General features: G+C 68.3%; 14 protein-coding genes and 1 tRNA gene. 6 read left to right on the top strand and 9 right to left on the bottom strand.

All coding sequences use genetic code 11. The features are described 5' to 3' along the window. The 4 genes from ACQP2T_RS11795 to ACQP2T_RS11780 all read right to left on the bottom strand — a co-directional run bounded on the left by ACQP2T_RS11795 (position 1) and on the right by ACQP2T_RS11780 (position 3,845). Positions 1–1,059 carry a hypothetical protein gene (locus tag ACQP2T_RS11795; RefSeq protein ID WP_433516175.1) on the bottom strand — a complete coding sequence of 353 codons (1,059 nt, stop codon included), beginning with the start codon at positions 1,057–1,059 and terminating at the stop codon, positions 1–3. Positions 1,060–1,069: 10 nt separating this feature from the next. Further along, positions 1,070–2,020, bottom strand: coding sequence for an acyltransferase domain-containing protein (locus tag ACQP2T_RS11790; RefSeq protein ID WP_433516174.1), 951 nt, complete (start codon positions 2,018–2,020; stop codon positions 1,070–1,072). Between the two features lie 87 nt (positions 2,021–2,107). Then, the gene (locus ACQP2T_RS11785) at positions 2,108–2,764 is read right to left on the bottom strand and encodes a cysteine hydrolase family protein (RefSeq protein WP_433516173.1); all 657 of its coding nucleotides are present in this window, start codon (positions 2,762–2,764) and stop codon (positions 2,108–2,110) included. Between the two features lie 10 nt (positions 2,765–2,774). Further along, entirely contained in the window at positions 2,775–3,845 is a 1,071-nt protein-coding gene (locus ACQP2T_RS11780; protein WP_433516172.1) for an isocitrate/isopropylmalate family dehydrogenase, read from the bottom strand. A gap of 151 nt (positions 3,846–3,996) precedes the next feature. Between ACQP2T_RS11780 and ACQP2T_RS11775 the strand changes: the two genes are divergently transcribed. The 3 genes from ACQP2T_RS11775 to ACQP2T_RS11765 all read left to right on the top strand — a co-directional run bounded on the left by ACQP2T_RS11775 (position 3,997) and on the right by ACQP2T_RS11765 (position 6,701). After that, entirely contained in the window at positions 3,997–4,737 is a 741-nt protein-coding gene (locus tag ACQP2T_RS11775; RefSeq protein ID WP_433516171.1) for a TetR/AcrR family transcriptional regulator, read from the top strand. A 168-nt stretch (positions 4,738–4,905) separates the two neighbouring features. Then, entirely contained in the window at positions 4,906–5,871 is a 966-nt protein-coding gene (locus tag ACQP2T_RS11770) for an ATP-binding cassette domain-containing protein (protein WP_433516170.1), read from the top strand. Beyond that, positions 5,868–6,701, top strand: a complete 834-nt coding sequence (locus ACQP2T_RS11765; protein WP_433516169.1) for an ABC transporter permease — start codon at positions 5,868–5,870, stop codon at positions 6,699–6,701. Before ACQP2T_RS11770 ends, ACQP2T_RS11765 begins: the two co-directional genes overlap by 4 nt. A 117-nt stretch (positions 6,702–6,818) precedes the next feature. Here ACQP2T_RS11765 and ACQP2T_RS11760 read toward each other — a convergent pair. From ACQP2T_RS11760 to ACQP2T_RS11750, 3 genes are all read right to left on the bottom strand, one after another. Next, a tRNA-Lys gene (locus ACQP2T_RS11760) sits at positions 6,819–6,895 on the bottom strand. 46 nt (positions 6,896–6,941) lie between these two features. Beyond that, complete coding sequence (locus ACQP2T_RS11755) at positions 6,942–7,865, bottom strand: nucleoside hydrolase (RefSeq protein WP_433516168.1); 924 nt, start codon at positions 7,863–7,865, stop codon at positions 6,942–6,944. 250 nt (positions 7,866–8,115) lie between these two features. Then, positions 8,116–8,508 carry an OsmC family protein gene (locus ACQP2T_RS11750; protein ID WP_433516167.1) on the bottom strand — a complete coding sequence of 131 codons (393 nt, stop codon included), beginning with the start codon at positions 8,506–8,508 and terminating at the stop codon, positions 8,116–8,118. 52 nt (positions 8,509–8,560) lie between these two features. On the opposite strand from ACQP2T_RS11750, the gene ACQP2T_RS11745 reads away from it, so the two are divergent. Next, positions 8,561–9,274 carry a hypothetical protein gene (locus ACQP2T_RS11745; RefSeq protein WP_433516166.1) on the top strand — a complete coding sequence of 238 codons (714 nt, stop codon included), beginning with the start codon at positions 8,561–8,563 and terminating at the stop codon, positions 9,272–9,274. A gap of 49 nt (positions 9,275–9,323) precedes the next feature. Then, positions 9,324–10,103 (top strand): FAD:protein FMN transferase, encoded by a 780-nt coding sequence (locus ACQP2T_RS11740; protein WP_433516165.1) that lies wholly within the window; start codon positions 9,324–9,326, stop codon positions 10,101–10,103. Between the two features lie 114 nt (positions 10,104–10,217). Here ACQP2T_RS11740 and ACQP2T_RS11735 read toward each other — a convergent pair whose 3' ends face one another. Continuing rightward, positions 10,218–10,493, bottom strand: coding sequence for a hypothetical protein (locus tag ACQP2T_RS11735; RefSeq protein ID WP_225291914.1), 276 nt, complete (start codon positions 10,491–10,493; stop codon positions 10,218–10,220). 154 nt (positions 10,494–10,647) lie between these two features. On the opposite strand from ACQP2T_RS11735, the gene ACQP2T_RS11730 reads away from it, so the two are divergent. Further along, positions 10,648–11,025, top strand: coding sequence for a phage holin family protein (locus ACQP2T_RS11730; RefSeq protein WP_357950586.1), 378 nt, complete (start codon positions 10,648–10,650; stop codon positions 11,023–11,025). Positions 11,026–11,457: 432 nt separating this feature from the next. On the opposite strand, the gene ACQP2T_RS11725 is transcribed toward ACQP2T_RS11730, so the two are convergent. Next, positions 11,458–12,462 carry a LacI family DNA-binding transcriptional regulator gene (locus ACQP2T_RS11725; RefSeq protein WP_433516164.1) on the bottom strand — a complete coding sequence of 335 codons (1,005 nt, stop codon included), beginning with the start codon at positions 12,460–12,462 and terminating at the stop codon, positions 11,458–11,460. Positions 12,463–12,652: the final 190 nt, after the last annotated feature.

Below are 12,652 nucleotides of genomic sequence, written 5' to 3'. Positions count from 1 at the left end.
TCAGTAGATGCCTTCGGGGGTGGCGCGGGTGATCTGGAGTGGACGGACATTGGCGACACCGTCGCAGGGCCATTCCGGGCCCGTGTCGTACCGCATCGCCTGGTCGCGCTCAAGGATGTTCGGCAGGAAGAGGTCCTCGTGCAGCACGGTCAGGCGTACGCGTCCCATCGCGCCGTAGCTGACCACCCGCCGCCAGTCCTGCTTGTCGGTGACGGCCATGGTGACGTGCGGATACGTCGGTACGTAGGGCAGGATCCCGCCGTCCGGTGCGGCGGGCAGTCCCGCGGCGACGCCGAAGGTGTTGCCGTAGGTACGCCCGACGATTCCGCCGGACAGGACCTCCCTGAAGGCGCGGTTCATGGCCGGGGTGATCTGCGTGCCGGCCACCCTGATTCCCTTCAGCGTCCGCGCCAAGTCAGGTGCCTCCTGCACGAAGGCCCGGAACAAGGTGGGGGTCGTGCTCATGTAGTCGATGGCCTGAAGCTCGACGATGTTGGCGATCTGGTCGACGACGTGGTGGGTGTACGCCTCGGCCTCCGCCGGCCGGCCCGCACGTACCAGGCGTTTGACCCACCTTGGATCGACGTCGATCACGAACACGCGCGCGTCGTCATACTCCGTGAGCTCCGTGACGCCGTGACCGATGATGTGCGGCCCGGTCGGCGTCGCCTGCAGCCACGCCCGCCCCGGTTCGAACCCCTCGGCCCGCAACGACCAGCGGCGCCAGACGCCGCGCTGGCGCAGCATCCGCGCGGTGTAGAAGACTCGGCAAGGATCGCCGGTGGTGCCGCCCGAGTCGAAGACGCGCCCGATCAACGGCCTCGGCACCGACCTGGGCACGAGGTCGGCGGGATCGAGCGTACGCAGATCGACCAGCGGGAACGGGCCGAACGCGGCCATCTCCTCGTAGCGGGTCACGTCCCTCGGGTCGAAGGGCAGGCTGGCCGCGCGCTTGAGCCAGTAGGGGCTTCCGCCCTCGGGGTCGAAGTGCCGCGCGATCACCTTTCGGGTCCACTCGTCGAGGTCCTGGTCCAGGAACTGTTCGATCAGGGCGTCCACGACGGCCTCCTCACCGCTCGGTCGGCAGCATCCCGAATTCCTGGATGGCGTCCAGCGCCTCGGACAGATGCTTCGGCTTGTCGATATGGACGGCGGCGTGTTCCAGCGCCCCGAGGTAAAGATCCACCGCGGCGGGGCCGATCAGGAAGGACAGCTCGACCTCGTGCCGGTCGAGGCATTCGAGCATCCGGGGGAGGCTGAGGGGATCGGTCTGGTTCCTGCGGAACACCTCGCGCACCTGGTCCGCGGTCGCGTACAGACCGGGCTCCATGCCCCCGCAGAACGGGACCTCAGGGTTCGCGAAGGCCATGGTGGCGATCTGGGGTTCCAGGGCTTCGCGGACGTAGTTCCGCAGTGGTGAGTGAAAGGCTATGGAGCTCTCCGGCGGAATCTCGAGCGCCTCCTTGTCCGGCATCCGCTCGGCGAGCCGGTCCAGGGCTTCCCGATGGCCGGCGAGCTGCACCAGCCGCGAGGACCTGCCGGCGACGCGCCCGATCTCCACCGCGACGTACACCCCCTCCGGGAACCCGCCGACGAACTCCTCGGGATCGAGGCCGGCGGGCACGAACAGCTTGGCCATGCCCTGCGGCGGGTCGAACCTCAGCGGTATCTCGCGCAGGCGCGCGAGGAGCTCGAACAGCTCCCGCCTCCCCACGGCGCCGACGACCGCGGCGGCGGTCATGGCTCCCACGCTCATTCCCGCGACGATGTCCGGCCGGACGCCCTGCTCGGCCAGCACATCGCAGAGGCCGAGCACCACCGCCGCCCGCCTGATCGCACCCACTTCCCGGTATTCGGCGAACGGATCCGCCCCCCAGGAGAGCAGCCGTTCCACCGGCACGCCGGTCCACTCGGCCACCTGCCCGTAGACCCTGCTCACGGCGGGGTACGCCTCGTACAGATCGGCGCCGAGTCCCGGTTGATCGTGCAGCCCACCGTCGATGATGTAAGCCAACGCCATGCTCTCGCCCCTAACCGTGGATTTCACTGGTTCCTGAAATGTCACACCGCCGGCTCGGAGCCGCTTGGAGTGCCCGTGGAGTGCCGCTCACCCGGCCGGCTCGGTCGCCCACAGCCCGGTCCGCGCCATGTCCTCCCATGAGGTGATCCGGGCGCCGTACAACACCTCCATGAAGCGCAGCACGGCGGCCGGGTCGAGGTGGAGGCTGGTCGTGCAGTCGGACAGGACCGTGACGTGGTACCCCTTCTGGAATGCCGTCCGCGCGGTCGAGTCGACGCAGACATCGCTGTAGAGCCCGGCCAGCACCACCGTGCTCACGCCTCGCGAGGCCAGATACTCCTCGAATCCCGGGGTGAGGAACGCGTCGAAGTGGGCGCGCTTGGTGAACACCCGTTCGCCCGGTGCCGGCCCCACGCGGTGGAACTCGGCGCCCCAGGTATGTTCCCGGCACCGCGGTCGCTTGCCCAGTCGCCGATTGCGTTCCCGCCAGCTAGGTCCCTGGTACTTCTCGTCTCCGAGGAAGCGGACGAAGATGACCTCCACGCCCGCTTGTCTGGCCGCCCCGACGGACCGGCGGGTGTTCTCCACCACCGCGGACACCGTGGCCCGGTCGAGCGGGCGACCGGAACCGGAGCTGTCGCTGAGGCAGAAGTCGTTCTGCATGTCGATCACGAGCAGCGCGGCTCGCCGTCCGGCCGCGCCGTTCTCGGCGGCGGGTGTCACCGTGGTCTTCCGGGTGGTCATGGCCGATGCCCTACCGGGTCCCTGACCACCCGCGGCGTGACTCCAGGGCTTCGCACAGAGCGTTCACCACCGACGTGGTGCTCTGTCTGCCGCCCATGTCGGCGGTGACCAGACCGCGCTCGGTGAGCCGCTCCAGCCCGTGCTCGACGAGTCGCTCGGCGCCGTCGCAGGCGGCATGCCGCTGCATGATGGCGGCCGCGGCCCGGATGGCCGCGGTCGGGTTGACCAGGTCCTTCCCCTCCAGATTGTCGGCGGAGCCGTGCACCGTCTGGAACTCGGCCAGCCCGGCCAGGTCGGGGTGGAGATACACGTTCTCGCTGAAGCGGCTCTCCTGGCGGCCCAGACCGAGCCAGTCCAGCAGCACCACGTGCATGATGTCGGCCCATTCGTTGCCGCCGATGACGAGCACCCGGCCGGACAGTCCGCCGGCGATGAGGTCGCGGTTGGCGGTGTCCGGCTGGCACAGTTCGATCTCGATGTCGTAGCGCCGGGAGAGTTCGCTCACCCAGCCGCTCAGCGCGCCATCGAGCAGGTGGAACTTGTACGCCATGATCACACGGTCGATCGGCCGGTCCCCCCAGTGCAGCCGGGCCCGCTCCAGCGCGAACGAGACGACCTTCTCGGTGGTGTGCCTGCTGAACTGGAACGTACGCGTCACGACACCGTCGTGGTGTGTGTTGAAGCCGGTGTAGAAACCCTGCGCCTGGTCGCGAACCAGGAGGAGTGACACGAGATCCGTGTCGAGGGCGTCGACCTTGACCGAGTGCAGGCGCTCTCGCACGATGTACAGCGACTGGGCGTTGATCGCGGTCCGGAAGATCGCCGTGACTCCCCGGCTCGCCTGACCGCGGCAGAACTCCTCATAGTGACGCGCGTCCTCGGCCGTCGCCTCCTTGATGCGCCCGGCGTCGAGCTCTGGAAGCAGCGAGAAATACGAGCCGTAGATCCGAGGTGATCGGCTGATCACGGGCCGCACCGCGTAGATGTCCCCGAGCTTCCCGATGACCTGCTCGAACGCGCTCGCCAGTTCGGCACCCGTGCCCCGGCCCACCGCCAGGCCGATCTGAACCTTGCTGCCCATGCTTTGTCCTCATCGTCGGTCGGATGGATCCGCGAGTACTGAGGGCAACCTCAGCAGGCCGCCATCGGAACGCGATCGAGCAGCCATCGACTCCGAGAAAATAAGACCGATCCCAATATTGATATGAGACCAACTATGGTACGGTACTTGTATGAGTACAGACCAGCCTCACGAAGAGACCGTGAAGACCCGACACGAACGGCGGCGGATCCAGACCAGGGAACGGATCGCCGACACGGCCCTGACCCTGTTCAGCGAGCGCGGCTACGACGCGGTGACCATCGCCGAGATCGCCGAGGCCGCGGACGTCGCGAAACAGACCGTCGTCAACCACTTCCCGGCCAAGGAGGACCTCCTCCTGGCCTGGCACCGCCCGGTGGAGGCCGACGTGATCGACCTGATCGACCAGCTCCCCCTGAGCACCCCGCTACCGGAGTTCCTCAAGGAGGAACTCCCGCGTATGTTCGCGAAACTGCCGGAGACGCCGAAGGCCCCCGAAGGCGGCGGCGGACGGGCCGCAGGCCCCCAAGGCGGCGGACGGGCCGCGGCCGCCCCGCAAGGCGGCGGGCGAGCCGGGGGCGACCCGCGCCTCGCCCTCTTGGGGGCGATCATCATGAAGAGCCCCTCGATACAGGACGCGTTGCGGCGACGCGGCAGCCGCTACCAGGAGGACCTGGCGGCGATCCTGTCCGACCGGGTGCCCGCGCGGCTGGGACCCGTCGCGGCGCGCGCACTCGCCGCCTTCATCCTGACCACGGTCACCGCCATGGTCGAAGAGGCGATGCGGCTACGGGCCGGAGGCCAACCGGCGGAGCAGATCACCGCCGCCCTCACCGAGACGGTCGGCCGCGCACTGGACATCCTGGACACCGGCCTCAGTGGATCGGAGTAGCCGATTAGATCGATACCATTGTTGGCACCAACCCAATTCTGGTACGCTACTTATGTTGATGCTGTGACAGACGACATCAACCCGACGTGATCGACCAGCTTCCTCCGAGTGCTCCGCCGCCGGGGAAGCCCCCCAAGGTGCGCCACTCGCAACTCTCTGGGAGCAGGTATGACAACGCAGCCCGTTGTCGAAGCGCGCGGCATCATGAAACGCTTCGGCTCGACGACCGCCCTGCAAGATGTTGATCTGTCCGTTCCGACCGGCACCGTCTACGGCCTGCTCGGCCCCAACGGCGCGGGCAAGACGACGATGATCCGGATCCTGTCGACCCTTCTGCGGCCGGACGCCGGCACCGCCCGGGTGGCCGGACACGATGTCGTCCGCCAGGCGACCGCGGTGCGCTATCAGATCGGGTTGACCGGCCAGTTCGCCGCCGTGGACGAGAAGTTGACGGGACGAGAGAACCTACGCCTGTTCGGCCGCCTCTACCATCTGCCGGGACAACTGATCCGGCAGCGTGCCGAGGAACTACTGGCTCGGTTCGACCTGTTAGAGGCCGCCGGACGGGTGGTGCGGACCTACTCCGGCGGCATGCGCCGCCGCCTGGACGTGGCGGCCAGCCTCATGATCGAGCCGGCCGTGCTGTTTCTCGACGAGCCGACCACCGGGCTGGACCCACGTAGCCGCAACCAGGTCTGGGACCTGGTCCGCGGCCTGGTCCGCGACGGGACCACGGTGCTCCTGACGACGCAATATCTCGACGAGGCCGACCAGCTCGCCGACCGGATCGCGGTCATCGACCGCGGCCGGCTGATCGCCGACGGCACCCCCACCGACCTCAAGGCCAGCATCGGCGGCGCACGCGTCGAGGTCGTGGTCGAAGACCCGGCCACCCTGCCGGCCGCCGCCGCGGCACTCGCCCAGGCGTTCACCACCGAACCCCACATCACCCCTGGCGCCCGCCGGGTCAGCGCGCTGACCGAAGGCGCCAGGGACGACCTGCTGACCGCCGTCCGCGCGCTGGACGCGGCGGACGTCACCGTCGAGGACATCACCCTGCGCAGGCCGACACTCGACGACGTCTTCCTCCGTCTTACCGGCCACACCACCACCGAAGAGCAGGAGACACCGTGACGTCCACATCCGCAGCGCCCGTGGTCGCGGGCCCGCTCTCCCGGCTGGGCTGGGCCATCCGCGACGGATGGGCAGTGGCAGGCCGGGAGTTCAGCCAACTCCGCCACCACCCCGGCGAACTGGTCGGCGCGATGATCGTCCCGGTCATCATGGTGCTTCTGTTCGGCTACGTCTTCGGAAGCGCCATCAACGTGCCGGGCGGTGGCAGCTACCGCGAATATCTCATGCCGGGGCTGTTCGCCATGACCGCCATCACCGGAGTCATCGCCAGCGCCCTGCTCATCTCCAAGGACATCGCCGAAGGCGTCATGGACCGATTCCGCTCCATGCCCATGGCACGCTCGGCCATCCCCTTCGGCCGCACCCTCGCCGACCTGGCCACCGGCATCATCACCACCGCCATGATGGCCGGCGTGGGGCTCCTGGTCGGCTGGCGGGCCCACAACGGCCTGGCGGCCACACTGGCCGGATTCGGCCTCATCCTTCTCGTCCGCTTCGCGGTCAGCTGGATCGGCGTCACCGTCGGCCTGTCCATCAGCCCCGAGACCGCGAACGCCCTCATTCCCATCCTTTTCCCGATCTCGGCGCTGTCCAACAGCTTCGTCCCCACCGACGGGATGCCCGCCTGGCTACGCTTCATCGCCGACTGGAATCCCATCAGCGCCCTCGTCGCCGCCAGCCGCCAGCTCTTCGGAAACCCCACCATCACCCCCGCAGAGGGGTCATGGCCGCTGCAGCACCCACTCACCGCCACCCTGGCCTGGTCCATCGCCATCCTGGTCGTCTTCATCCCACTGGCGACATGGAGATTCCAGCGAACCACCCGGTAGAGCCGGTCTTTTCCAGTGACGGCGGGGTGTCACCGCCTGAAGACGTCGATCCCGGCCCAGAAAACAGTAAAACCGCCTAGCGAACTAGGCGGTTTTACCTGGCCAGAAGACCTTCGCTGGTGCGCCGCCAGGGACTCGAACCCCGGACCCGCTGATTAAGAGTCAGCTGCTCTAACCAACTGAGCTAGCGGCGCCCGCAACAGAAGTAACTGTAGCAGCCACCGCGCACCACCCAGCACATCATCCGAGCCGCTCGCCCAGCCCCTCGTACGCCTCCAGCACCGTCTCCCAGAACCGCTTCACGTCCAGCGATGTGGCCACCAGGGCGTTGGGCCGCGCGTCACGGAGTTTGAAGTCGGTGACCGTCATTCCCGAGGTGTGCCGGCCGATCGTCTCCACATCCACCCGCGCCGGTACGCAGGTGAAAAGCGCCGGGTCGAGCACGTACGCCACGGCGCACGCGTCATGGATGGCCGGTCCGGAGTCGGCCGTGACCTTGCCGTAGGACTGGGCGGCCGGGACCAGCAGGTCGGACAGCCGGCCGAGCGGGCGCATCCGGTCCAGGACATCGGTGGTCACCTCGGCCGTGAGGGTCACGTCGAGGCCGAGCATCTTCACCGTCCAACCGGCGTCGAAGACGATGGCGGCCGCCTCCGGGTCGGCCTTCATGTTGAACTCCGCCGCGGGAGTCGTGTTGCCGCGGGTGTAGGAGCCGCCCATGATCACGAAGTCGCGGGCCCACTCCACGACGCGTGGCTCCCGGCGTACGGCCAGCGCGATGTTGGTCAGCGGGCCGATGGCGACCAGCGTGATCTCGCCCGGAGCGGCCCGCAGGCTCTCCACGATGAAGTCCACGGCGTGGCCGTCGGAAACGGGGCGGGTCGCCGGTGGGAGGACGGCGTCGCCGAGGCCGGACAGGCCATGGATGTCGGCGGCGCGGACCGTGGGGCACACCAGCGCGCTCGCGCTGCCCGGAACGACCGGAACGTCGCCGAGGTCGAGAAATTCCCTGAGTGCCAGCGCGTTGGCCGTGGTCAGCGCGAGGTCGACGTTGCCGCCTACCGTGGTGATGCCCACGAGTTCGAGGGCCGGGGTGCCCGCCACGAGCGCCAGGGCCAGCGCGTCGTCGATGCCGGGATCGCAGTCAATGAGGACCTTTGTCACAGAACCGAACAATACGCATGAATCGGGGCCGGACAGTCCCCCAACTGTCCGGCCCCGACCGAGGGCGGTCCAGGCCGACGCTTTCCCCCAAAAACGCCGGCGGTCCCGCACTGCGAACGACGGTCCCCCTCCGCGTCCGCTCTTCGGTAAAAGTCTGCAAGTCAGTCGCAGGACTCTTGACCTGCCTCGACACTACCGAGACGAATGCAACGAACGTGTCATAGGGGGGTCGAATGTCCGCCTAATCCGGTTACGGGATTACCAAACGGACCTCCGTACCTTCCTGGAGGGAGCGGCTGACCGTGCAGTACTTCGCGTGCACCCGATTCGCTACCGCCCGGAAGACCTCATCCGCCTGCTCGGAGGGGACTTCGACGTCATAGGTCACTGTGACGGGACCCAGCAGGTTCGGCTCGACCTTCTCCGATTCGACGGTCATCGCCAGACGGATCAGCCTTTGCCCGCGCTTGGCGGTCAGGGGCTCCACGGTCACGATGTTGCACCCGCCCACCGCCGCGAGCAGCAGCTCGACGGGCGTGAACGCGCCCTCCTCGTCGCCGGCCCCGATCTGTACCTCCGCGCCACGGGCGTTCGTCGCCCGGAATCCGCCGTCTTCGGTCCGCTCAACACGTACGTTAGCCATGTTTCAGACACTACTCAGACGTCTCTCATGTTCGGCGAGCATCGTCTATCTCATGGCTAGCGAGGCAAAGGCGAATCAGCCTCTCATCGTGTTCTGGTGCGGTGTGGCGGTCGCGGAGTTCGGGGCGATCCAGCCGGGGTTCGGTTACCCATGGCGTCCCTCCGCGTGGGCCGTCGCCGGACTGCTGGTGACGCTCGGGCTGCTGTCCGCCAGAGCGCCGGAACTCCTCCGTTCGGAGCAGGTCAGGCGGCGCCTGCGCCTGGCCGGGTACGTGGCGGGCACGCTGCTGGTGACGCACCAGCTCAGCTCCACCGCCTATGTGACCAGCGCCAGCCGCACCGGCTCGCTCCTCCTGTACGGCATCGCGGCCGTGATGGCCGTCTGGCAGCACGGCGTACGGGCCACCACACGGGGCTCCCTGCTCATCGTCGCCGATCTCGAACCCGCCGGGCTGCGTGACCTGCTCGCCACCAGCACGGGCGACACCGTGACCGTCTACCGGACCGACCGGGTGACGGACGAACTGCGCGAGCTGGAGGCCGAGCACGGCCTGGTGCTCGTCGAGGGCGAGGAGCACGACCCCCGTGCCAAGGAGCGGCTCAGCGCCTCGGGACTGCGCCGCCAGGTGCCCGACATCGCCGAACGTACCGTGATCGTCGCCGGACCCCGGCCCTTCCAGAGGTACGTCCGGGGCGCCCTGACCCGGCTATCCGTTCCAAAGGCGCAGGTCAGGACAACTCGTTTCAAACCCAAGCCTAGGGTTTAACCAGGCATTACGCGCGCCGTGGGACGGTTGCTGCGAACAAGGAGGCAAGGTGACGACTTTCCCCGGAAGCGCCCGTGTCGAAATGGTCATGGGCATACCGGTCAGTGTGGACATCCGTACCGCCCTGCCACGGCGCGAGCTGGCCCCCGTACTCGACGACGCCTTCGCCTGGCTGCGCTGGGTGGACGAGACGTTCAACCCCGCCAGGGAGGGCAGCCAGATCAGCGCGCTGAACCGCGGCGGGACCATCCGGCAGATCCCGGAGCTCATCGAGGTGCTGCATCGCTGCGACGAGCTCAGCGAGGCGACCGGCGGGTGGTTCGAGTCCCGCATCAACGGCGTCATAGACGCCTCCGGCTACATCAAGGGCTGGGCACTCGAACGGCTCTCCCGCGCGCTGACCAACGCCGGCGCCGTCGACCACCGAATCAACGCCGGTGGGGACATCAGGGTGCGCGGCTCGGCCGCCCCCGGCAAGCGCTGGCAGATCGCCATCCGTGATCCGCGTACCGATCGGGTGCGCACCGTCGTGTTCACCCACGACCTGGGCATCGCCACCACGGGCGGCGCGAAGGTCGTCGATCCGCGCACCGGAATCAAGCAGGACGCTCTCGGGTCGGTCACCGTGCTCGGCCCCGACCTGGGCGCCGCCGACGCCTACGCGACGGCGATGTACGCCATGGGGCCGGTGCTGGGCAGGCGCTTCGCCATGGAGCTCGCGGTGGCCGGGCCGTACCAGACGATGATCATCGGCCGTGACGACCAGGAGATCATCACCACGCCCGGCTTCGCCGCCTACAGCAGCCCGGAAGCCCTCCTGGCGGGCTGAGACGGCCTTCGGGCGGCGCGGCGATGTGGGATCGCGCGACTTTGCGGGCGCGCGGTTTCGCGAGTCGCGCGGCTTTCGATCGGTGCGGAACAGAACAGCTGTGGGGTGGAAGCGCTAGGCCTCGGGATGCTTGCTCAGATATTCGATGTAGACCGGCCGCAGAGCCTCGCCGAGCTCGCCTTCGCCGGCCGCCAGGGCATCGCTGAGCAGCGCGGACACCCGGCTGAGGTCGTTGGCGGTCTCGGTGTCGTGACCGCTGGCGGCCTCGGCCGCCGGGATCACCCGCAACAGGTTCCACAGAAAGCCCAGATCGCCGTGGCGTACGGCGTAGCTGACCGCGCGATCGTGCAGCTCGCTGGCCGACAGCGATTCGAATCCATCCGAGTCCATCTCGCTCCCTTCCCCCGACTGCCTCTTCCCAGCGTCGCCCCTCGGTAACGCCTATCGACAAGGCCTATCACAGCGGGTGGCCGAGTGACACATATCCGCTCATCACGGAGTGCCTCTATCGGAGCACCGATCGGTAATGGGAGGATCAACCAGCGTGAGATTCATCATCAGAACCCTGGCGGCCGCGGTCGCCCTCTGGGTCGCCATCCAGTTCGTCCCTGGCATTCAGATCGCCGGGTCGAACACCCCCAAATACTGGGGCACCCTGCTCATCGTCGCCCTGATCTTCGGCCTCATCAACGCCATCGTGAAGCCGATCATCAAAACGCTGGGCTGCGCACTGATCGTGCTGACGCTGGGGTTGTTCCTCCTCGTGATCAACGCGGCCATGCTGCTGCTGACGAGCTGGATCTCCGGCCAGCTCGACATCCCCTTCCATGTCGCCAACTTCTATCCGGCCGCCTTCTGGGGCGCGATCATCATCAGCGTCGTCAGCTGGCTGCTCGGCCTGTTCATCCCCGACAACGATTGAGTCCGGTGGAGCTCGACGGTGCCGGTCTGACCTGCGCGCAGGTCCATTCGGTGGCGTACGGCGCGGCCCGGGTCACGATCTCCTCACTGGATCGGGCCCGGGCCGCGCGCCCTTCCCTCTCGGATGATCTCGACGCCGGACGGGCGTTGAACTCACAACCTTTCGGTCTTGTACGGCAAGCGGCGGGCACCCGCCACCCACCGCACGGGGCTGAGGACCTCCAGGAAGACGGCCGCTGACCGGCACGAATATCCCGCCGTAACGACCCGCGGAAGACCCCGTCCGCTCACCGCCACGGCCCGGCCCACGGCCAGTAGACACGCAGCCCCGCCATCACGGACCCACCGACGACAGACAGCGCGCTCGCGCGCCGCCACAGCCGCCGAAGACGGGCAACGCCCCTACGACCCGCCCACGACCGCCAACCCGCCGCTACGACCCGCCGGCGCCCGACAGGCGCCCCACCGAGCCGCGTTCGCGGAGTGTCGGCTGCTGCACCACCCGGCGGCGCCGCGTCCCCCCGTCGGCCGCCGCCGACATGAGGCGGACCGCGGCCCGCACGATGCCGTCGATGTCCCAGTCGACCGACGTGAGCCCCGGTGTGAGCAGGCCCGACATCGGGTGGTTGTCATAACCCATGACCGAGACGTCGCCCGGGATAGACAGCCCCAGCTCCGCCGCCGCCGCGTAGACGCCATAGGCGATCGAGTCGGCGAAGCAGAACACCGCGCTCGGCCGGTGCGCGTCGAGGATGCGGTGAGCCGCCTCGGTGGCCGCCGCCAGGCCGTGGGGCGCGGTGGCCACCACGATGTCGAGGCCGAGGCGGTCGGCCTCGGAGGTGACGAGCACGTCGGCCGGACGGTCGGGGGTGCTGGTCAAAGTCGGCGTCAGGAGGGCGATCCGCCGGTGGCCCATCGCGTGGAGGTGCTCCAGCGCGAGAGTCACGCCGCGGCGGTTGTCGAAGACCACTTCGCCGGCCGTGCCCGCCAGTGAGTCGCCGATCGCCACCACCGGCAGCGACTCGCACAGCTCCGACCAGAACGGCGCCGCCGGATCGACGGGCTGCACGATCATGCCGTCGACCCGCTGGTCGCGCAGCTGCTGGGCCAGCGCCCGCTCGCGGGCCGGGTCGCCGACCGCGTCGAGGATCAGCGCGTAGCGGTCCTTCTCCCGCAGGCCCCTGCTGATGCCGACGGCCAGCGACTGCTGCCAGAGGTCTTCGAGCGAGCCGCAGAGCAGCCCGATCATGTTGGTGCGCCCGCTGGCCAGGGCCCTGGCGATGGGGTCGGCCTCGTAGCCGAGCTCGGCGGCGGCGGCGCGGACGCGCTCCATGGTCTCCTCGGAGACCTGCATGCCACGCAGCGCGTAGGAGACAGCGGCCGGCGACAGACCGGTCGCCTGGGCCACTTCCCGGATCGTCGCTCTCTTCCGTGGCATTCAGCCAGCCTATTGCGTGGCACCGACAGAAGCTCGCATGCCGAAGGGGCCGCAGGCGGGGTTCGTCCCTCTCGTGGGACATGCGGCCAACCGTTGACATTTGTCCGGTGAAGCGGTTCACTGAACCGTATCACTGAAACGGTTCACAACTCAGAAGTTCCAGCGTGATAGGTTTACCTGCAATACTAGT

The organism is Nonomuraea sp. CA-143628, from assembly GCF_050942315.1.
Classification (GTDB): Bacteria; Actinomycetota; Actinomycetes; order Streptosporangiales; family Streptosporangiaceae; genus Nonomuraea.
The sequence above is the reverse complement of the archived record's forward strand: the minus strand, read 5'-3'. Positions and strand labels throughout refer to the sequence as shown.